Below are 22,807 nucleotides of genomic sequence, written 5' to 3'. Positions count from 1 at the left end.
AAGTTGTTTTTTAAATCTTTTTAATATATGTAATTTTAGTATGATTTTAGGTTTTACTTGTGTATTTATTTTAGATTGAAGCTTATAAATAATATTTATTTTTTAATGATATTTAAATTTATTTAAGAATATTTATTTTTACTTATTTAGCTTGTAGTTATGTTTAAAGCTATTTTTATATAAATTATAATACTTATTGAAGTGGTGTGATATTTGGTAGCATATATATTATCTTTTTAAAATAACTCTTATAGTAATAAGTAATTTAAATTATAAGTGATAATTATGTTTTTACTATTAAATAAAATATTAGTTGTATTTTTAAGAGTTAATATAATTAATGTTTTTATAAAGTGTTTATAAGTTTTAAATTCTTTTAATAAAAATAGCTTTTTATGTTTAGTGATTATGTTTAAGATTATTTTATTATGGTGTGTGTTTTTAATTGTTTTTAGTAGATAGTGAAGGTTGTTTTTAGAATGAGATTTTAATTGCTTTTTAGTTTTTAGTTTAAAGTATTGCTTGTGTTGTTTAGAGTGGTTTGGGGGGGGGGTTATAGTATTTATACATAGTATTAATAGAATAATTAGAAATTACGATTTAGTATAAAAGCTAGTTTTAAAACAATCATTGATATGATTAACAAAATATACCTAAGGAATGTTTTGATGAAAAGCTATTTTCAAGATTTAAGACTAGAATTTACCGAATATAACAAGATGAAATTATTACAAGATTTAATGGCTGGTGCTACGGTTGCTGCTGTTGCTCTGCCTTTAGCGCTTGCATTTGGTGTTAGTAGTGGGGCAAGTGCAGCTTCAGGACTTATTACTGCTATTTTAGCTGGGTTTGTAATATCGTTATTTGGTGGAGCTTATTATCAAATATCAGGTCCAACCGGTGCAATGGCTGCTATTTTAATTGCCATAACTACTCAATATGGACTAACAGGTGTTTTTGTGGCTACTTTGATGGCTGGATTATTATTAATTTTTGCAGGATTATTTCATTTTGGTAGAGTGATTGCATTTATTCCTATGCCTGTAATTACAGGTTTTACTTCAGGAATTGCTGTTATTATTGCCTTAGGTCAAATTGATAATTTATTAGGTGTTAAAGCTAGTGGAATTACAACTTTAGAAAAAACAATAAATTATTTTAAAATGGATTTAGATATTAATTATATTTCAGTTTTTATATGTATTTTCGTAGTAGTTTTTATGTTAGCTTATCCTAAAAAATATCAAAAATATGCTCCTGCTTCATTAATTGCATTGATAGTCGCTACATTAATAAGTATAATTTTTTCATTAGATATTCAAAGAATAGGGGTAATTCCTACTAACATAATCTTAGATGATAGGTTTGCTTTTAGTGATTTTGATATTTTGCACTTAAAAGAATTGATAACTCCTGCAATAAGTATTGCTTTATTGGGTATGATAGAGAGCTTGTTATGTGGTGCAAGTGGTGGTAGAATGGTTGGTGTTAGACTTAAATGCGATAGAGAATTAATAGCTCAAGGCTTAGGCAATATTTTAGTTCCTTTTTGCGGTGGAGTTCCTGCGACTGCTGCTATTGCTAGAACTAGCGTGGCTATTAAGTCTGGTGCTGTTACTAGGCTTACTGGTATATTTCATTCTATAATTTTATTAGTATCTATGCTTGTTTTAGCACCGATTATGAGTTTAATTCCACTTAGTGCGTTAGCTGGAATTTTATTTGTAACTGCATTTAGAATGAATGAGTGGCATACTATTAAATATTTTTTTAAAAATAGATTTAAAGGTGCTTTAGTTCAGTTTTTTGCAACTATGTTAGCAACTATTATTTTTGATTTAACAATTGCAATTTTAATAGGCGTGATTTTATCTTTAATGCTTTTAATGGTTCAGATTTCAAACTTAAAAATTAAATTTGATTATTTTGATAGTGAGAAATTTACTGATTTAAATTCTCCTTTACCACAACATATAAAACAAGCTGAAGTAATTTATATAATGGGAGCTATTATATTTTCTAATACGGATAAAATTTTAGAATTAACTAGCAGAATAAATTATAAAACAGCGATTATATTTTCTATGCGCGGGACAACTTATATGGATATTTCAGGAGCAAGTGCCTTTCTTGAAGTAATAGAAGCCATTAAAAAGCGAAAAATTCCCGTATTTATTGCAGGTGTTTCACCTGATATTAAAGAAATTATGAAAAGAAGTGGTATTGTTGAAGCTATTGGAGTAGATAATTTTTATTGGAGCGTTGAAATGACTATTAAATAGCTATTAAAACTATTTAAAAGTATTTTTCAAAATTATATTTGGCGATATTGTTTTTTGATTTTATGAAGATTTTTGGTGCTTATATTTTGTATTGTGCTTAAAAAGAATTTAAATTATCTTCTACCCATTCTAGCAATTACGCCTAAGACTTCAGCCGTTGCCTTATATAATTCTACAGGGATTTCATCTCCTACTTCACAAATCTTATAAAGTGATCTTGCTAATTCTCTTTGCTCATATATTGGAATATCGTGTTTTTGTGCTATTTCACGGATTTTAAAGGCGATATTATCAACTCCTTTTGCTAATACCACAGGGGCTTTATGCTTTGTCTTATCATAAGCAATTGCGATTGAGTAATGAGTTGGGTTGGTAATTACCACATCAGCATTAGGGACATCTTGCATCATACGATTTCTTGCTGCTTGCATTTGAATTTGCCTGATTTTTGCCTTTACTTGCGGATCTCCTTCCATTTGTTTGTATTCATCTTTAATCTCTTGCTTACTCATTCTAAGCCCTTTAAAATACTGAAAACGAACTATAAAAATATCAAGTATTCCAAATACTAAAAATGAGCATATAACAGCTGCAAAAAGGATTATGATTTTATCTCTTAACCACTCCATTTGCTTAATGAGTGGCAAAATTGCTAAATGGCTAAGTCCTGGCAAAAAGCTATATATAAAATACCCAACAATGCCAAAAATAACGCTAACTTTTAGAATGATTTTTACTAATTCTATTAGCTTTTTCATTGAAATTATATTTTTAATGCCCTTGATTGGATTGATTTTGCCAAAATTAGGCATTATGGGTTTGAGTGTGAAATTAAAGCCTATTTGCATAACATTTGCAATAATTCCAGCAATAGCAATTGCAATAGCAAGTGGTAAGATCATTAAAGCAAGTTCAAGTAGAGTTTTGATACCTATTTTATAAAGCAATTTATTATCAATTTCACTACCTATTAAACTCTGATAATAAATGTATAAAGCCGTAATTCTTTCGTGCAAAAAATAAACCCAAAATAAAGCAAAGCCAAAACCAACGCAAAGAGTTATAAGTGCTGCTACGTCTTGACTTTTAGCGACATTTCCTTCTTTTCTGGCATCTTCTATCTTTTTATCTGTGGGTTCTTCTGTCTTTTCTGCATCATCAGCCATAATTACTCACCAAGTCTTATAGAAAAATCAACCCAAGTAGCCTTATAAATATTTGAGCCTGAACTTACTACATCAACTCCGCTTTTAGCATATTCAACTATGGTGTTTTCGTTAATATCCCCACTAGCTTCTAAGATAACTTTAATGCCCAAACTATCTCTTAATTTTACTATATTAGCACACTCACTAGGGCTCATATTATCAAGTAAAATTGCATTTACATTAGCTTCTAAAGCAGCCTTTACTTGTTCAATTGTATCGCACTCAATTTCAATTGGAGTGTAATATGGGATTTTGCTTTTTAGCTCTTTTATAAAAGATTTTAAATCCTTTACTCCAAGCAAATGAGTATCTTTTAGCATTATACAATCATCTAAGCCTAAACGATGATTTTGCCCACCACCACAACGAATTGCGTATTTTTCAAACACTCTTAATCCAGGTCTTGTCTTTCTAGTATCAAGTAAAGCTACATTATAATCTTTTATTAAAGCTTTCATTGAAGCAACTTTTGTAGCAATCCCTGATGCGTGTTGAATAAAATTAAGTATGGTTCGCTCACTCATTAATAAAGTAGTTTTTAAGGTTTTAAATTTTGCTAAAATATCGCCTTTTTTAAAGCTCTGTCCATCTTTTATAAATAATTCATATTCAATATTTTGCATTTTACAAATCTCTTTAAAATAAGGCTCTCCCGCAAAAACTCCATCACTTTTAGCCTTAAGATTTGCTTTTATTATTTCATTATTTTCAAGTTGTGAGAATAAATCTCCCCTACCTAAATCATCATTTAATTCTTTTTTAATAAGTTCAATTTCGCTATTAATTAACATTATTTGCCTCCATTAAGTTTAAAAACTCTAAAAATGTATTGCTTAAAGCTACAACTTCACTAAAAGGCACACTTTCATTTGCTGCGTGGATTTTATCATTTACCACGCCTAATTCACAGACTAAAACGCCGTATTTTGCAAATAATCTAGCATCACTAGTGCCGCCTTTTGCGTTTAAGCTAGTATTGAAAATACCTTGATTTTCTAAGGCTTTTTTAAGAGTTTTTACAAGTATTGAATTAGCGTCTGTATAAAACGGCTCTGAACTTTGTTTGATTTCTAATTCATAATCTAAATTCTTTAAATTTTCTCTTAAAAAATCTTCTAAATCTTGCTTACTTGTAAGTGGAGAATTTCTAACATTTAGCATAATTTTAAACTCACTAGGAGTTACATTTGATGCACCAATTCCTGCACTTAAATTAGTAATTACTATTTTACTTGGTTCAAAAAACTCATTGCCTTTATCTAAATCAAATCCTGAAATTTTAGCTAAAAACGAAGCCCCTAAATGAACGGGATTTTTGCATTTTGATGGATAGGCTGCATGACCTTGAGTTCCTAATATTTTTATGTTTGCGTGAATGCTACCCCTACGACCAACTTTTATGCTATCACCGAAGTTTTTTTCGCAAGTTGGCTCGGCAACTATGCACATATTAGGCAAATCATTTCTTTTGTCTAATTCTTCTAAAACCTTGATAACTCCATCTTTACCATCGCCTTCTTCATCGCTTGTTAAAACAATGCTGATTTTTCTTATATTTTTAATATTGTTTTTGCTAAATTCTTTAATTGCATATAAAAATGCTGCAACGCCACTTTTCATATCTTGAGTGCCACGCGCTATTATTAAATCATCTTTTATAGTTGGTAAAAATGGCTCACTTTCCCAGCCATTTCCACTAGGAACTACATCAATATGTCCGCAAAAACAAATATGCAAACCAACTTTGTTAAATTCTTTGCTTAAGATTTGATTTGTAGTATTATTTATAGCTAGGATTTCATTATCAAAATTAGATAAAAACTCACTTGTAATTTTATAACAATTCTTAGCATCAGGAGTAACACTAGCTTCTTTTAAAAGGTCTATAAATAATTTTTTAAGCATTTTTTTCCTTTAAATGATAAAAGTCTAAATCAATTTCTTCTTGTGTAAAAGTTGGACTTGGTTTTCCTAAATAAAATCCTTGAAATTCATCAACACCAATTTCAATACATTTTTTAAATATCTCCTCTGTGCTTACAAATTCTGCAACGGTTTTAATGCCTAGAGATTTTGAGAATAAAACTATAGTTTTGACTATTTTTTCGCTTTTTTCATCTTTTGTAATTTTTTCTATAATACTTCCATCTATTTTAATATAATCAGGCATTAATTCTAATAAATATGAAAAATTACTAAATCCACTACCAAAATCATCTATTGCTATTTTGCAGCCTAATTCTTTTATTCTTTTTAAAAAGTCTTTTATTTTTTCATTTTGTGAAATATTTTCATCTTCTAATACTTCAATAATTAAGCGATTAGCAACCCCTGTTCTTCTTAAAAGATTTATAAATTTATTATTTTTAGCACTATCAATCATATCTCTTCCGCCAAGATTTACACATAAAACAATGTCTTGATTTTCAACTAGAGTTTGAACAACTTTTTCTATCACAAAATTTTCAATAATTTCGTATTGTTTCATTTTAATTGAAACTGCTAAAAAAGCACCTGGAGTTATTACATCAGTTCCTTCAGGAGTTTTTTTGACAATTCTTACTAAAGATTCAAATTTAGTAATATTTTTATCTTTATCAAAAATAGGTTGGAAAAAAGGTAATATTTCATCTTTTGCTATTGCACTTTGAATTGATTTTGCTGTGCTTAGTTGATGGAAATATTCTTTTTCTTCATCTATAAATTTAGAATAACAAACGAAATTCTTATTATCTCTTTTTGCTCTTTTTAGTGCAATAAATGCTTTTTTAAGGGTGTTTTCATTTTCTAAACAAAGTCCCATTGTAAGCGTTAAAACTATGCTAGCTATTTGGTGATTATACTCTATTGTTAAATCTTTATTTTTAAGCTCTTGCATAAGCTCTGTTACTAATTCTTCATATCGTTGTTCATCTTCAATACTATCTTCTAAAAGTGCAAACAAATCCCCATCAAGCTTATAGACTTCTAAGTGGTTTTCATCAGCAAAATCGCTCATAATTAAGGCAATATGTTTTAATAAGTCATCAGCCGTATTAGCGTCAAAATAATCATTAATTTTTTTAAACTCATCAATATCAACTAATAATAATTTTGGATTTTTCATAAGAACGATTGATTTTTCTAAACTTCTTTTATTTTTTAGTTGAGTTAGCGGGTCTATACTTGCTTCAATTTCAAGTTTTTCTATTCTTTTAGTGTATGTGCTAATACTTCTTTGATATTGTGCTGAGATATGATTTTTTTGTTTATATAGAATATAGATTAAAATGAAAAAACAAATATTTAAAAGCACAGGTATGTAAAATTGGTAAAATCTAGAATTTGTAAGATAAAATTGGTTATTAAACCCATAATAAATTCCATTAATTAATTCGTAATATCTTATATTAAATTGATTTTTATCTACTTTTATAGCTTCGTAAAAATTATCATTTTTTGCTAGTTCTTTAATCTCTAATTCACTTAATTTTGGGCTATTATCATTTTTTAAGATAATTTTATTGTCTTGAATGATAAATTCGCTTAACATTTGAGAAGATTTTAATTCTTCTTTATTTATTAATGAATGAAAATAGCTTTCTGTAAATAATCTAACATAATTTCTAGAATCCATAAAAAGATAAAAATTAAGTAGAACAAAAACACCAATTAATAAATATAAAATATTTTTTATTTTTTTAAAATCCTTGTTTTCCATTTTTCAACCTACAATCTTATAATTTTAGCCCCAAATCCACCAGCGTTTGCAGGTGCATCACAAAAGCTTTTTATACTCCTATTAGTTTTTAAATATTCTTTCACAGCATAAGCTAAGCGACCTGTTCCAATGCCGTGATATACGATAATCTCATCAAATCCAATTATTAGTGCGTCTGAAATAAATTTATCTAATAATTCAATAGCTTCTTCGCTTCTTAATCCATGCAAATCTAATTTAGTGCTAGCATTACTTACACTTTTTTCATAAGTTACTTTGCTAGAATTTGATTTAGGAGTTTCGCCACTTCTTTTTAACATTGAAATATCAAGTTTTAATTGTAGCATATCAGTTTGCACGGTTGCTATATTTTTATTTAAAGCTATGATTTTGCCTTTAATTTTTTCGTATTTTACAAAATCTCCTATTTTAAATTCTTCTCTTTTAACGCTTTCTGGTTTTATTTGCTGCTTTAATACATTTGCTGCATTAATTTGTCTTTGTTTATCTTTTAAATCAGAAAAATCAAGAGTTTTTTTAGCCGCATTTATTGCTTTAAAATATTCATTTTCTAGTTCATTTTTGCGTTTTTTGTATTCTTCAATTAATTTATTTTCTTTATCTTTTAGGCTTTCTAAGAGATTGTTTAATTTATTTTCTTTTTTTTCGTTGTTTGCAATTAGCATCTTAAGTTTTGCATCAAGTTCTAGGTTTTTATTTAGCATTTCATTTATATTTTGCTCAGCTTCGCTAGAGCTTTTTCTAGCAAGTTCAACCAAACTAGCACTTATTCCATATCTTAAAGCTGTTTCGTATGCGTATGATTTGCCTACAATTCCCGCTAAAAACTCATATTTAGGACGCTCATTTTTAATATCATATAAAGCTGCTAATAATTCTACTTTATCTTCTTTAGCAAGTAACATTGCTAAGCGTTTGTGATGGGTTGTGATTATTAGTTTTCCGTGTTTTTTCAGCTCACAAATTAGGGTAAAAAATAATGAACTCGCTTCTTCAAAATCAGTTCCTAGCTCAATCTCATCAACCCCTAATAAGAAATTTTTCTTACCATTCATTTTAGCAAATGCTAACATTCTTCCTGCAAAAGTAGAAATATCATTTTTAGCCATTTGCGGGTCTTCAATAATGCTTATATATTCTTTAAAAGTACTTATGTGAGATTTGTTTGCATTAATTCTCATAGGAACTAGATATTTTGTCATAAAACTAGCAGCTAAAATGCTTTTAAGTAGCATTGATTTTCCACCCGCATTTACACCTGTTATTAATAAAACTTGCTCTTTAAACTCTACGCTAACAGGTTTTGGATTATTTAAAGCGGGGTGGCAAAACTCACTTAAGATAATTTTATCATCATTACTTGGAGTTATGAAGTTTAAATCCTTCTTTTTAGCAAAATTAACCCTTGCAATATAGCTATCTATTAAATCAAATTCTTTATTTATAAACTTTAAAAATAATAAATGCTTAGATAAAATTTCACTAAATTGTTTTGCGTATTCAAATCTTTTAGCATCGGCTTCATTTTCTAATCTTTTTATGCCTTGTTTGTAGTTTAAAATACTGCTAGGTTCTACATAAAATCCACCACCACTACTTCTTGCAACAATACTAGCATCAAGCACTTTAGCAAATCCGCCCCTAACTAATAAGCATTCAGTATTTGATATAAAATGTATTTGAGTATCTATTAAATAGCTTTCAAGTGATTTTGAGTTTAATAGGCTTCTTAGATTTTGATTTATGCTTTGGTTTAATTCTTTGATTTTGATTTTTATACTTTGTAAAAGCTCATCTTTTTCTTCATCAAATACATCATCTTTAAAATATTTTAATATATTTTCAATTTCATTAGGAATTATGATTTTTTCAAGGTATTTTTTAAAAGAATTTGAAAACGGAATTTGAAATAAGTATTTAAAATAATTTAAAATCTTTACAAATTCTTCTATCTCATCAAGGTGTAAAATGCCTTTTTTGCTAAGATGATTTAGTGCTTTGCTTAAATCTTTTACGCTTTTTAATTCTTTTAATTCATATTCGCATAATTCATTAATTCTTGCTAGGTGTAAATTAGTATCCCCTTCAATAAATAAAGGTTTATTTCTAGCAAATAAAGCAAATAATTCATCTAAATATTCAACTAAATCAAGGTTTTTAATAATTTGTAGCATCAAAAAACTCTTTTATCGTATTTAGCATAATTTTAGGTTCATTAATTTTATTTACTTCATTTCTAAATTCACTCGCATTTGCTAAGCCTTTTGAATATTCGTGCAAGTGTTTTCTAAACAACGAACAAGCATAATCTTTGTATAAATCACACATAAATTCAAAATGCGTAAGTATAATTTCGCTTTTATTAATTTCATTAAATTTACCCTTAATTTGAGAGAAAATCCAAGGATTTCCAACAGCATTTCTTCCTATCATAAGCCCATCAGCATTGGTTTGTTCTAATACCATTTGATGATTTTCATAAGATATATCGCCGTTTGCAATTATTTTGGTTTTTGCTAAAGATTTTGCTAGTTTTATAGCGTTATAATCTACCTTAGCACTATACATTCCTGCTCTAGTTCTTCCGTGAATACTTATAAAATCTAGTTCTAATTCGTTTAAAGCATTTATTATTTTTTCTATTTCGCACTCATTAAAACCAAGTCTTATTTTAACACTTGTTGTGCCTACTTTATTATTGGTTTTTATAATATCTAGGAGTGATTTTAGATTATCTAAGTCTTTAAGTAGTGCTGAACCTGCATTTTGCTTAATAACTTTATTTACAGGACAGCCACAATTAAAATCAATCCCGTGAATGTTTTCTTCTTTATTTATAATCTCAACTGCTTTTTTTATAATTTCTTTATTTGAGCCTGCAATTTGAGCTATGAAAGGTCTTTCGCTTTTATCTTTTTCTAACATAGTTAAAGATTTTTCACTCTCATAAACAAGAGCGTTTGAACTAATCATTTCGCTAATTGTTACATCACAATCAAATCTTTTAACAAGTCTTCTAAAGGCAAGATCGCTAAGACCTGCCATTGGTGCTAGAAATAAGGGCTTAGAATTAGCAAATAAGTTTATCAACATCGTAAGTTTTACCTTGTTCTTTTAAAAATACAATTAATTTAAAATCTTCTAAATCAGCTTCGCTACCATAAATTTCTTCTATTAATTCATCAAATAGCGCAAGTTTTGCAAGTATATATAAATACGCTCTAAATGCGTTATCTTTTTCATTTTTTAGTTTTAAAAAGATTGCTTTTAGGCTATTTGGCTCAATTTTTGCAAATAATTCTTTTGCAAAATCTAAATATTCTCCTTCTTCAAAATTATCATTAAAAATTAAAACTTCTAATTCAGCATTGCTAAGACTTAAATCATCATTAGCAAATCTATTTAAAAGGATTTTAATATCTTCTTTGCTTTTTTGAATTTTTAGTGTTTTAATATTTGCATAAATGCCGTTTAAAATTAGATTATTGTAAGCACTTAGACTGATTTCATCTTGAATTTCTTCTTGATTTTTTAGTAAGTTATAAGCGTAATTTAAATCATTTTTAGCTTTATTTGCTTCGTTTTTTAAATAAATTGTATTGTCTTTAGATAGTTTAAATGGTTTTAAATCACAGATTTCTCCATTTTCAACCATTGCTTTTATAGCTATTGCATTATTTAATTTATCAGCACTTGTTCCTGCTTGATTGTAATAAAGTGATTTTACTAATTCACTAGCGTCTTGAATTTCTTTTGTTTTAAACTTGTAAATATTTTTTCTATCTAGAACTAAATCTTCTAAAAACATTTCAAATTTTTTACCATCTTTAATAAGTCTTTTTGTTGAAAAATGAAAAGAAATAAATGAAAAATAAAAATAAAGTAATGCAAATATAACATATATAACAAGTGGCATACAAACCCAAGTAAAGCTATCAAATTCAAATGTTTTTTGAAACTTGAAAATTCCTAAATTAATTACTCTTGTAGAGTTAAATAAATCATTAAAAAATACAACAATAATAAGTCCAATTAACATTAAATATAAAATAGAATAAATTAAAAAATTTCTAATTTTCATAACAATCCTTTACTTATGATAAGGGTGATTTGAATTTATACAAAAACCCCTATAAATTTGTTCTAACAATACAATCCTTGCAATTTCGTGTGAAAATGTAAGTTTTGAAAAACTCAATACATAATCACATTCATTTAAAAACTCATCATTAAATCCAAAAGCTCCACCTACAAAAAAATTAATCTCATTTTTATCTTGCAATAACTTAGCAAACTCAATACTATCAATGCTCTTGCCCCTTTCACTTAAAGCTATGCTAAAAGTTTTTTTATAGGGCATATAAGCTTTTGCATATTCTATTCTAGCTTCATTTGAGCCCAAATCTTGTGCTTTTGCGATTTGTTTTGAAAATACATTATTTAGATTAAGTTTTGAAAATTGATTTATTAATTTTATAAATCTATTTTCAAATTCGCTTAATTTTTCTAATTTTTTTTGAATAAAATAAATATTTATATTCATTTAAAATATCGTAAAAAATCACTTAAAAATTCACGCTGATTAGCTCTTGGAACAATAGAATCAATAAGTCCATGCTCTAATAAAAACTCAGCACTTTGAAATCCTTCAGGTAAATCAGCTCCTATAGTTTGCTTAATAACTCTAGCACCAGCAAAGCCAATTTGTGCCATAGGTTCAGCAATTACAATATCTCCAAGCCAAGCAAAAGACGCTGATACTCCACCAAAAGTAGGGTTAGTTAAAATTGATATGTAAGGAAGTCTTTCTCTAGCAAGTAATTTTAATGCAGCTGATGTTTTAGCCATTTGCATAAGTGAATATGTGCTCTCTTGCATTCTAGCACCACCACTTGCGCTAATTATTATAAGTCCTTCTTTTTTTTGCATAGCGCGTTGAACTGCACGAACGATTTTTTCGCCTTCAACACTTCCTAGCGAACCACCCATAAAAGAAAAGTCAAACACACATAATTGAACGCCAATTCCACCGATTTTGCATTCTCCTGAAATTACCGCACTTGTTCTGCCTGTTTTTTCTTCGCTTTCGTTTAAGCGTTTTTTATAGCTTTTTGAATCTACGAATTTTAATGGGTCATTAGCTCTTAAAGTTTTATCATATTCAATAAAACTTCCTTCATCAACTAGCATTTCTATTCTTTCATTAGGGCTTATTTTCATATGTAAGCCACACTTAGGGCATACATTAAAGCAACTTGCAACTTCTTTATAATACATTAAAGCATGACAATTATCACATTTTACCCAGTGATTTGGTGCTTCATTTGGCTTTGATTGTGTTCTTCTAATTTTAAAAATATCTGCAAAACTCATTCTTATCTCCTAAAATTGACTTCCTATGCTAAATTCAAATGTATTTGTTTTATCCCCTGATTTTTTATCAATAGGTTTTGAGAATACAAACACTAATGGTCCCATTGGTGTGCTCCAATCAAGACTAATTCCTGCACTTTGTCTTTTAATCTCATTTAATTTTTTTTCACCTATCATACCATAATCATAAAAAATTGAACCACGAAGTTTTAATTTATTAATTAATGGGAAATTGATTTCTACACTAGAATTAAGTGAAATTGCTCCACCTTTATCGTAAGGATAAGCAATTACTCCGTTTCCTAATTTATCTACTTTAGTGTGAGTATTTGTATCATAATATCCAATACCCCTTGGAGTTATGCTATCACTTTCATATCCTCTAACACTTCTTAAACCACCAAGATATAACCTTGAGTTAATTGGTGTATCTTTATAATTAAATAATTTATTAAATGATGTTCTAAATCTAAAAATTAAATCGGTGTCAAAATCTTCTTTTAAACCTTTATAATATTTAAAATCAAAGGCAAATTTTTTATATTTTTGGTCTCCACCAAGCCCTGCATAAGTAAATGCTGCTCTACTATAAATACCACTTCTTGGTAAGTAAAAATCATCAGTATTATCAAAATATAAATATGGAGTTATAGCTGATTTTCTTGATTTGCCTAATTTTTCACCACTTGCAATCATTTCAATAGTTGCTTTTCTTAAATCACTTTGCTCGTAATTATAAATAGCTCCAATTCCCCAAAATCTAGCTAATTCTCTACCAATGCTAAGTTCTAAACCATTATTGTATTCTTCGTAAGTATCCCAATCTCTTTTGTAGCTATATATATCAAAGCCTGTTGAGTATTTAGAATCAAATATCCTAGGATTGTTTAAAAAGATTTTGCCAGTTACATCTTTATCTGATTTTTCTAAATTAATCCCACCATACATTCCGCTACCTAAGATATTCCTATCGCTAACAGATGCGTTAATTAAGAATCCATCAGATGTGCTATAACCAATACCACCAGTAATTGAGCCCGTTGATTTTTCTTTTACATCTACTAATAAATCAATATCTCCCGTAAAGCTTGGTTTTGGAGTGATATTTACTTCTTCAAAATAACCAGTCTTTCTAAGTGCTATAATGCTATCATTTAAATCTGTTTTGTTAAATTGCATTCCTTCGGTTAAGAATAATTCTCTTCTTACTACTTTATCTAAAGATTTATCATTGCCTTTAATTATTACTTTACCAATATTGTATTTATTTCCTAGATTAACTCTAAAATAAATTCTTACAACTCCATCAGCATCATTTTTAGCAATATCAGGATAAACCTCTGCTAAAGCATATCCTTTATCTTGGAATTTGGTTTTAATTAATTCTATATCAGAACGAATTTTTTCTGAATTAATATATTTTCCTTTTTTACTTCTTAAATCACTTAAGTTAAATTTCACTTCATTTTCTAGTGGGTTTTCTATTGTGATTTCTTCTATTTTATAGCGTTTGCCTTCGCTTATATAATAGGTTAATTCTGCTTTGTAAGTTTGCATATTAGCTTCTAAATAAGGATTTGATACATTAGCATCAAGATAGCCTTTTTTCATATATTCATCTTTAATTCTAGCAGGGTCGTTTGGTAGTTCGGTTGAGTATAATTTACCATCATTAAATCCCCAAAACCAACCCAATAGTTCTTTTTCTTTATTTGCTATTACAGGGTCAAAATCACTATAGTCTAATTTTTTAGCACCTATTAAATTAACTTTTTTAATTGTTATGATTTCGCCTCTATTTATGTTGAAATTTAATACAACAGCATTATTCTCAAGCTCTTGAGTATCAACTTCAACTACACTATCATAAAATCCACGAGATTGGTAGTATAGAATTATTTTTTCTTTTGCTTCTTCTATTTTTCTATCATTATAAGCTTCGCCTTTTTTAATACTTAAAAACGATTCTATTTGCTTTTTATCATTACTTGAAGTTCCTTTGATATTTACCTTTGCAATGAATTGTTTTTCTACAACATTAAATATTAGCTTTCCATTATTTTCATCAACATAAATATCATCAAAATATCCATAAGAAAAAAGGTTTTTAACCGCATCATTTATCTTATATATATTAACTTCATCATTAATTTTTAAATCCACAGCCTTTAAGGCTTGTTCTTTTGACAAGTGATATAAGCCTTTAAATTCAATATCACTTATTGTATTTGCATAAATCAAAGAACTAATAGCACTTACATATATAATTTTTTTCATATTTAACCTGATTTTTTGATTTTGAAGAAAGAATAATAATAAAAGAAAGTTAATATTAAGTTTGTAAAAAAAGCCCTAAAAATAGGGCTTTTCGGCTTAAATATAGCCTTGGTCTATCATAGCATCTGCAACTTTTTTAAAGCCTGCAATATTTGCTCCTGCTAATAAATTGTGTTCAAATCCAAATTCTTTAGCAGTATTTGCAGTTCTAGCGTAAATATCTTTCATAATCTTATGTAATTTTTCATCAACTTCGTTAAATGTCCAAGAAGTCATATTTGCATTTTGTTGCATTTCAAGCGCACTTGTAGCTACACCACCAGCATTTGCTGCTTTTGCTGGTGCATAATATATTTTGTTTTCTAAAATAAATTTTTGTGCATCAAGTGTGCAAGGCATATTAGCACCTTCAGCGATTAATTTACAGCCATTTTTATATAAGTTTTTTGCATCTATTAAGCTAAGTTCGTTTTGTGTTGCACAAGGGAAAGCATAATCACAAGGAATACTCCAAATTCCATTTGTTCCTTTTTCATAATTTACTTTAGATACAAAAACTGCACCTTTTTTGCGGTTAGCATAATCACTTACACGAAGTCTTAAGTTTTCTTTAATTTCTTTTAAAAGGTCTAAGTCAATTCCATCTTTATCATAAACATAGCCATCGCTATCGCTTACTGCAACAACTTTTGCTCCGTATTCATAAAGTTTTTCAATAGTATAAATAGCCACATTTCCACTACCTGAAACTACGCAAGTTTTTCCTTCAAAGCCTTCGCCTTTTTCTTTTAGCAATTCTTTTGAGAAATAAACCGTTCCATATCCTGTAGCTTCTTTTCTAACTAATGAACCACCCCAGCTAATTTTTTTACCTGTTAAAGTTCCATCAAATTTAGAAGTAATTTTTTTATAAGCTCCAAACATATATCCAAGCTCTCTAGCACCAACGCCAATATCTCCAGCAGGAACATCGGTTGAATAGCCTATGTGTTTGCTAAGTTCGCTCATAAATGCTTGGCAAAATCTCATTATTTCAGCATCGCTTTTGCCTTTAGGGTCAAAATTAGCCCCACCTTTACCGCCACCTATATAAAGTCCTGTTAAAGAGTTTTTAAAGATTTGCTCAAATGCTAAGAATTTTAAAATGTCAAGATTTACCGTAGGGTGAAATCTTAAACCACCTTTATAAGGTCCAAGAGCACTAGAAAATTGAACTCTGTAGCCAAAATGTGTTTGAGCTTTACCGCTATCATCAATATATACAACTCTAAAAATAATTGTTCTTTCTGGCATTACTAGTCTTTGTAATACTGCGTGTTGTTCGTATTGCTTGTTGCTTTCTAGTAATGGTGTAACTGATTTTAAAACTTCAGTTGCACATTGTAAGAATATAGGTTGTCTAGATGAATAAGTTTTGATTAATTCAAGTGTTTCATTTACATAAGATTTTGCACTCATTTTTTCTCCTTTAAAAAAATAAAAAAATATTATACAAAAAAAATTAAATTTATGATAAAAATTTTTGAAGAAAAATATATGAAAAAAATTAATAAAAATTTGTGATTAATTTTTAGGAATTTAAAATGATTTAAATTCCTAGAAGTTTTAAACTATTGGTATGAATAATTGATAATTATCATCTAGTATTTCGTAAAGTTTTGAAAAATCATTAGATAAATATTTTAAAGTATTCGTTTTGATTATATGCTTTTCAAATCCTAAACAATGTATTATGTATGGATTAAATTTTAGCTCTAATAATGGGTTTTTGCTTTTGTATTCTACTAATTCTAAATTCTTATTAAAAAATTGTGATTGCATATTTATATGCTCTATTAAATCATCACTTACAGGATTTGCATTATCAAAATACATCATTTTTGCATTTAAATTAAGTATTAAAGAAATATCTAATAAAGTAGATGTTAAATTCTCCACTCTAAGAGAGCCTGAACCTATGCAAGCTATAGTATTTAGCTTTGCAAAATCTATTGTTCCTATTTTTAAAACAGGCATAGAACTATCATAAAAAGTTGCTATATTTTTTTTAAAAATTTCTTTACTTGTAATAAATAGTCCAGAATACATATTACAAAACTCTAAAACTACATTATTTACCGATATATCTTCATATTTAATATGGACTATTATTGTCTTTCTTTTTAATTTCTTTAATTTTTCTAGGTCTTTATTTATTGTAGGATTTACTACATAAAAAATTAGTCTTGAACTATTAGATTTAGCGTGTAATAAAAGTGCTGTATTGATTAAATTGTCTATATTTTCATCAATTTTCATATCAATTACAACGCAAATGCTATCTCCATAAGGGCTAGGAAATTGTCCTACCTGACCTTTAATCCTTGAAAACATTAGATTTAAAATATTTGGATCACCTACTAAAACTAGCTCATCATTTGCTAGAATTTGAGTGTCAGGTTTTGGTAAAATTATTTCATTATCTCTATAAATTAATGCAATTTTATAAAATTCTTGCGCAATTGCATTTATATGTTTGTTTGCATAAATTGAGCCAACAGGAACAAATACTTGCATAATCTCGCCAATTCCAAGCCCAATATCTCTTGCTATCATTGGCATATTTGGCAAAATATCTATCAAATGATTTGTAGTCATTTCTTCTTGATTAATAAGAGTGCAAAAGCTATCATTTTCGTATTCTTTATTGTTTGATAACACTACAATTCTTACTCTTTTATCAATAAATCTTATAGCATCATAAGCAAGCCTTGTATCTAAATCATTATCAAATAATAAATATACAAGTTCAAGATTATTATTTACATAATTTTTAAGTCTTGCAGCATTTGTAGGGTCAATTTTAATATGAGTAAAACTATGCTTAAAATTAATATCATCTTGGCAAACGATTATATATTCTTTTGTGCTATCCTTAAACTTTGCAAGTTCTTTTAAGAAGTGATTTGCAACACAAACCTTAGCTAAAACTAATATTTTTTTCATAACAACTCCATTTTATAAAGGAAAATTATAATGAAATTTGATTTATATTCAACAGATAATAATGCTAGGCTTGGTAAAGTAAGCACAGCTCACGGGGAATTTAATACTCCTTGTTTTATGCCAGTAGGAACTCAAGGCTGCGTAAAAGCCCTAGATGCAACTGATATGCAAAGTCTAGGAGCAAAAATAATTCTAGCAAATACTTATCATACTTATTTAAGACCAGGTGCTGATTTGATAGCTAGACACGGCGGGCTACATAATTTTACTAAATTTAATGGAAGCTTTCTAACTGATAGTGGTGGATTTCAAGCCTTTTCACTAAGTAAAAATACAAAACATAGTGATGATGGAATTACCTTTAAAAGCCACATTGATGGGAGCTTACATCATTTTACACCTGCAAGTGTTTTAAAAACGGAGTATTTATTAAATAGTGATATTTGTATGGTTTTAGATGATTTATGTGCTTTACCTGCTAGTGAAGAAAGGATTAAAGCAAGTCTTAAACGCACTATTTATTGGGCTAAACTCTCGCTTGAGATGAAAAAAGAATTTCAAAATACAGATGAAATTACCTTGCTTCAAAAATATTCAAAAGAGCTTTATAAAAGCGAGTTTAAAAAGCTTTATACAAATGAATTAAAAAGAGAGCAAAATATCTTTGCTATCGTTCAAGGTGGGACTAATCATACGCTAAGAAGTGAGTGTTTAAAAGGTATTTTAGATGCTGAAAATGAATATTATTTTGATGGACTTGCAATTGGTGGGCTAAGCGTTGGAGAGCCAAATGAATTAATGTATGAAACGGTAGAAAAACTAGCCCCACAAATGCCACAAAATCGCCCAAGATATTTAATGGGAGTTGGAACTCCGCTTGATTTGGTAGAAAATGTCGCTCGTGGGGTTGATATGTTTGATTGCGTTATGCCTACTAGAAATGCTAGAAATGGCACATTATTTACAAGTTTTGGTAAAATAAATATAAAGGCTAGTTTTATGAAAGATGATAATGAGCCAATTGATAAAAACTGCTCTTGTTATACTTGCAGAAACTACAGCCGTTCTTATGTTCATCATTTGTTTAAAGCTGGAGAGATTACATTTTTTCGCTTAGCAAGTCTTCATAATTTGCATTATTATTTAAATTTAATGAGTGAGATTAGAGAAAATATAGCTAATAAAACTTTTGCTAATTTTTATAAGAATTTTAAAGAGATTTATAAATAATATTAGTTTAAATACTAATATTATTTAAGCTAAACTTAGAAAGTCTTTATTAAGCTTTCTAATTTTTCCTTGAAAATTTACGCTAATTAAATTGCCTTCAATGGCAAGTATTTTTCCACTACCAAATAATTTATGATTTACTGCATTTCCTACTTTAAATTCATTAGTAGAATTATTTATAGTAGTATTGCTAGTATTTTTATACATAATTTCATTTACAAAAATACTTGGATTTGTATAATCATATTGTAAATAGAATTTATGTTTTGCCCTTGTCATCGCCACATAAGCTAATCTTCGCTCTTCTTCAATATCAAAAATACCCATAAAAGTGCAAGGCATTTTGCCACCATCACAATCAATTAAAAATACATATTCAAATTCTAATCCTTTACTAGCGTGAATGGTCATAAGATTAATTGCGTTATTATTTTCTTTTATTATTTGTTCTTGTAAGATGATTTTATTTAAAAAATTAGTAAGTTTAGTAATATCAGCATTAAAGCCGCATTCTCTTTTGATAATATCAAAAAATACCGAGCAGTTTTCAGCTCTTGATTTTGGATTATCAAATAAATTATGAACTTCAAGAGAAGCTAATTTATTTAAAAATAAAGCGAATTTATCTTGAGTTGTAGTATAAAGCTCTATAAATTCTTTAATTTCAATATTTTTAAAACTATCTAAATTATCTTTTAAACTTTCAAATAAAGATGGTTTTTTAGATAAATTCTCTAATTTTTCTAAGGCTTTTTCACCAAATTTTCTTTTAGGCATATTGATGATTTTTTTAAAGGCCAAGTTATCGTTAAAATCCACATAAAGTCTTAGATAATTTATGAGTAATTTAATTTCCGCTCTTTCAAAAAACGGAACAGAACCAATAACTTTATAAGGTATATTCTCGCTAATTAATCTAGGCTCAATGAAATTTCCGCTCATATTCATTCTATATAAAACACAGATTTCATTGTGCTTTACGCCTTTTTCTATAAGACTTTTAATCTCGTAAATTACTTCATAATAATTTTCTAATTTAGTAATATCTATATCAAATTCATTATTTGTAAATAGTTCTTTTCCATATCTTGTTTTATTGTTTGCTATTAAGCTATTTGCGTGATTTAATATGGTTTTTGTGCTTCTATAATTTTCTTCTAATTTAATGATTTTTGCGTCTTGAAAATCATCAGAAAATCCTAATATATTTTGTATTCTTGCGTGGCGAAATGAGTAAATACTTTGATCATCATCTCCAACTACAACGATATTTTGATGAGCTTTACATAATAATTTTAATAATTTTAATTGAGCTAAATTAGTATCTTGATACTCATCTACCATTATGTATGAATATTGATTGCTAATTTTTGTAGCTGTTGTTGGATTATTTTTTAAAATATCGTGTGGCAGAATTATTAAATCATCAAAATCTATTAAATTATTGTATTCTAAAGCTTTTTCATAATCTAAATATATTTCGTGATTTTCATTTTCTAATTCAAATTCTAAGGTATTTTTAACCCTATCTATATAAGCCATAGCTTCGTTGGTTTTATTTCTTAAAAACTCTTTTTCATCTTTTAAGATTTCTTTATCTTTTTTATCCTTACTTAAAAAATTTATATCAGTTTTTCTAATTTTTTCTAAAACAAATTCTTTAATCATAGCCTTTTTATCATCAGTATCAATGAGTCTATAATTTTTCCTTCTTCTTCCATCTAATAATTCTATATATTCACTTAAAAACTCCATTCCAAAGCTATGAAATGTGCTTAAAATTGGTAAATTATTACTATAGCCTATTTCATTTAGCATTTTTATAGCTCTTTCTTTCATTGAAGCTGCGGCTTTATTTGTAAATGTAAGGCTTAAAATTGATTCAGGGCTAATTCCAACTTCACTTATTAAATAGACTAATCTGCTAATCATTGTTTGGGTTTTGCCAGTTCCAGCACCAGCTAAGATTAATAAACTTCCATCTACAAATGTAGCGGCTTGTTTTTGAGCAGGATTTAGTCTATCTAAATAATTCATTCGCAAAATTCCTTAACCATTTTAGCAATTTCATTAATTCCTAATTGCCAAAACTCATCACTATTTAAATCAAGTCCAAAAAGTCCTACCAATTCAGCCGGAGAGCGACTTCCGCCACTTGCTAAAAATTCTGTATAAAGCTCTACGAAATTAGCACATTTCCCACTCTTATAAAGCCCAAATAATGCTAAAACTAATAATTGTGCGTAAGAATACGCGTAGCAGTAAAACGGCGAATGAATAAAATGTGGGATATAGCTAAACCAATATTTGTATTTTTTGCGTAGTTTTACGCTATTACCAAACATTTTTTGTCCTTCAGCTAGCCATAAGTCGCAAAACTCATCAACACTTAATTCACCTTCGTGATTATGTAGAGCGATTTCGTAATTTGTAAAATTAATTTGTCTAAAAAATGTTGCGAATATATCTTCAATTTTACTTGCTAAAAGTGCTTTTTTATCTTTAGGGCTAAGCGTATCTTTAATAGCGTCATAAACTAGCATTTCAGCAAAAACACTAGCAGTTTCAGCTGTAGTTAGCGGAGTATTTGCATTAAAATACCCTAGATTTTCTCCTGCTAGACTTTGATGGATTAAATGCCCTAATTCGTGTGCTAAAGTGAATAAATCTCTTCTATTATTTGTATGATTAAGCATTACAAAAGGTTGAGGATTTATGCCATAGCTAAATGCTCCACTACGCTTATTTTTAGCAGGATATACATCAAGAGCTTTATTATCAAGTGCTTTTTGCATAAGTTCAGCAAATTTTGGGCTAAATTTATTAAAAGTATCTTTTACAACTTTGCAAGATTTCTCAAAATCCCAATCATTGCTAATATCATCATAAAGTGGAGCGTATCTATCATAGTCTTTTAATTCTTTAATACCTAGAATTTCACGCTTTTTATTGTAATAATTTTCTACTAAATGATAATTATTTTCGGCTGCTTTTATTAGGCTTTTTACACTTTCATCTTCAATTTGATTACTCAAATTCCTTGCTTGCATAGGATTTTCATAGCCCCTTAGCTCGCATTCACTTAAGTGATTATTCTTAATCATATTAAAAATAAAGCATAGAGTTTTTATATTTTTCTTAAGTCCTTTTGTAAGTGCATCGGCTGCTCTTTTTCTTAAAGCTCTATCAGGGCTATAAAGCTTGCTTAATAGTTCTTCTTCGCTGATTTTTTTTAAATCAAGTTTAAAGGTAATATTACTTAAGTATTCATCAAATAATCTTGAAAATGCTTCTTTACCATTTATATTCATTTTCATAAATACTTGCTCGTTGCTTTTGCTTAATTGATATTTTTTAGCTTTTAGCCAATTATTTAGCATATATGAATATTTTTTACAATTATTTGCAATTTCTTGTGCGTTTTCTAATTCGCAAAACTCAATTTCAAAAAACACTAATTTACTTTCAATATTAGTGCAAATTGTGCTTATTTCTTGTAAAAATGCTCCATTTGCACTATCTTTTGCAAAATGTAAATACGCATAAGCTCCAGCACGGCTTAACTCATTATAAATGCTTTCTAATTTTGAAATGATATTTTCAAATTCTTTTTCATTTTTTAAATTATTTTCGTATTTTAAAGCAAAATCGTTTGCTTGATTTTCTAAATCTTTTAAAATTTTATATAATTCTTCTTTATTTTTATAAATTATGCTTAAATCCCATTCCAT

General features: G+C 28.1%; 16 protein-coding genes. 2 read left to right on the top strand and 14 right to left on the bottom strand.

All coding sequences use genetic code 11. From position 1 onward, the window contains the following. Positions 1 to 668 precede the first annotated feature (668 nt). Positions 669 to 2,282: a SulP family inorganic anion transporter gene (locus tag AVBRAN9334_RS04365; RefSeq protein ID WP_214117407.1), complete on the top strand. Its 1,614-nt coding sequence runs from the start codon at positions 669 to 671 to the stop codon at positions 2,280 to 2,282. Positions 2,283 to 2,395: 113 nt separating this feature from the next. Here AVBRAN9334_RS04365 and flhB read toward each other — a convergent pair whose 3' ends face one another. The 12 genes from flhB to AVBRAN9334_RS04305 form a co-directional block, all read right to left on the bottom strand. Then, positions 2,396 to 3,451 carry a flagellar biosynthesis protein FlhB gene (gene flhB / locus AVBRAN9334_RS04360; RefSeq protein ID WP_336607117.1) on the bottom strand — a complete coding sequence of 352 codons (1,056 nt, stop codon included), beginning with the start codon at positions 3,449 to 3,451 and terminating at the stop codon, positions 2,396 to 2,398. Continuing rightward, positions 3,451 to 4,281, bottom strand: a complete 831-nt coding sequence (nadC, locus tag AVBRAN9334_RS04355; RefSeq protein WP_239803008.1) for a carboxylating nicotinate-nucleotide diphosphorylase — start codon at positions 4,279 to 4,281, stop codon at positions 3,451 to 3,453. The genes flhB and nadC overlap by 1 nt, the downstream gene beginning before the upstream one ends. After that, the gene (gene dapE, locus AVBRAN9334_RS04350; protein WP_214117405.1) at positions 4,271 to 5,395 is read right to left on the bottom strand and encodes a succinyl-diaminopimelate desuccinylase; all 1,125 of its coding nucleotides are present in this window, start codon (positions 5,393 to 5,395) and stop codon (positions 4,271 to 4,273) included. Before dapE ends, nadC begins: the two co-directional genes overlap by 11 nt. Further along, a complete protein-coding gene (locus AVBRAN9334_RS04345) occupies positions 5,388 to 7,190 on the bottom strand; it encodes an EAL domain-containing protein (protein ID WP_336607115.1) in 1,803 nt (600 codons plus the stop codon). Before AVBRAN9334_RS04345 ends, dapE begins: the two co-directional genes overlap by 8 nt. Positions 7,191 to 7,198: 8 nt before the next feature. Beyond that, entirely contained in the window at positions 7,199 to 9,385 is a 2,187-nt protein-coding gene (locus tag AVBRAN9334_RS04340; RefSeq protein ID WP_239803005.1) for an endonuclease MutS2, read from the bottom strand. Beyond that, positions 9,369 to 10,304 (bottom strand): tRNA dihydrouridine synthase, encoded by a 936-nt coding sequence (locus AVBRAN9334_RS04335; RefSeq protein ID WP_214117402.1) that lies wholly within the window; start codon positions 10,302 to 10,304, stop codon positions 9,369 to 9,371. The genes AVBRAN9334_RS04340 and AVBRAN9334_RS04335 overlap by 17 nt, the downstream gene beginning before the upstream one ends. Continuing rightward, on the bottom strand, positions 10,282 to 11,292 hold the full coding sequence (locus AVBRAN9334_RS04330; protein WP_336607114.1) for a hypothetical protein: 1,011 nt from the start codon (positions 11,290 to 11,292) through the stop codon (positions 10,282 to 10,284). The genes AVBRAN9334_RS04335 and AVBRAN9334_RS04330 overlap by 23 nt, the downstream gene beginning before the upstream one ends. A 9-nt stretch (positions 11,293 to 11,301) precedes the next feature. Next, complete coding sequence (locus AVBRAN9334_RS04325; protein ID WP_214117400.1) at positions 11,302 to 11,754, bottom strand: 23S rRNA (pseudouridine(1915)-N(3))-methyltransferase RlmH; 453 nt, start codon at positions 11,752 to 11,754, stop codon at positions 11,302 to 11,304. Continuing rightward, positions 11,751 to 12,584, bottom strand: coding sequence for an acetyl-CoA carboxylase, carboxyltransferase subunit beta (accD, locus tag AVBRAN9334_RS04320; protein ID WP_214117399.1), 834 nt, complete (start codon positions 12,582 to 12,584; stop codon positions 11,751 to 11,753). Before accD ends, AVBRAN9334_RS04325 begins: the two co-directional genes overlap by 4 nt. A gap of 9 nt (positions 12,585 to 12,593) precedes the next feature. Further along, positions 12,594 to 14,861 (bottom strand): outer membrane protein assembly factor BamA, encoded by a 2,268-nt coding sequence (bamA, locus tag AVBRAN9334_RS04315; RefSeq protein ID WP_336607113.1) that lies wholly within the window; start codon positions 14,859 to 14,861, stop codon positions 12,594 to 12,596. A gap of 96 nt (positions 14,862 to 14,957) precedes the next feature. Continuing rightward, complete coding sequence (gene gdhA / locus AVBRAN9334_RS04310; RefSeq protein WP_214117397.1) at positions 14,958 to 16,319, bottom strand: NADP-specific glutamate dehydrogenase; 1,362 nt, start codon at positions 16,317 to 16,319, stop codon at positions 14,958 to 14,960. A gap of 147 nt (positions 16,320 to 16,466) precedes the next feature. Further along, positions 16,467 to 17,846: a TrkA C-terminal domain-containing protein gene (locus AVBRAN9334_RS04305; protein ID WP_214117396.1), complete on the bottom strand. Its 1,380-nt coding sequence runs from the start codon at positions 17,844 to 17,846 to the stop codon at positions 16,467 to 16,469. 30 nt (positions 17,847 to 17,876) lie between these two features. Between AVBRAN9334_RS04305 and AVBRAN9334_RS04300 the strand changes: the two genes are divergently transcribed. Further along, positions 17,877 to 19,076, top strand: coding sequence for a tRNA guanosine(34) transglycosylase Tgt (locus tag AVBRAN9334_RS04300; protein WP_336607112.1), 1,200 nt, complete (start codon positions 17,877 to 17,879; stop codon positions 19,074 to 19,076). Positions 19,077 to 19,100: 24 nt separating this feature from the next. On the opposite strand, the gene AVBRAN9334_RS04295 is transcribed toward AVBRAN9334_RS04300, so the two are convergent. Both AVBRAN9334_RS04295 and AVBRAN9334_RS04290 read right to left on the bottom strand, forming a co-directional pair. Next, on the bottom strand, positions 19,101 to 21,113 hold the full coding sequence (locus tag AVBRAN9334_RS04295; RefSeq protein ID WP_336607111.1) for an ATP-dependent helicase: 2,013 nt from the start codon (positions 21,111 to 21,113) through the stop codon (positions 19,101 to 19,103). Further along, positions 21,110 to 22,807, bottom strand: coding sequence for a M3 family oligoendopeptidase (locus AVBRAN9334_RS04290; RefSeq protein ID WP_336607110.1), 1,698 nt, complete (start codon positions 22,805 to 22,807; stop codon positions 21,110 to 21,112). The genes AVBRAN9334_RS04295 and AVBRAN9334_RS04290 overlap by 4 nt, the downstream gene beginning before the upstream one ends.

The sequence above is a fragment of the Campylobacter sp. RM9334 genome (assembly GCF_020138145.1).
Lineage (GTDB): Bacteria > Campylobacterota > Campylobacteria > Campylobacterales > Campylobacteraceae > Campylobacter_E.
This window is presented reverse-complemented; position numbering and strand designations above follow the sequence as displayed.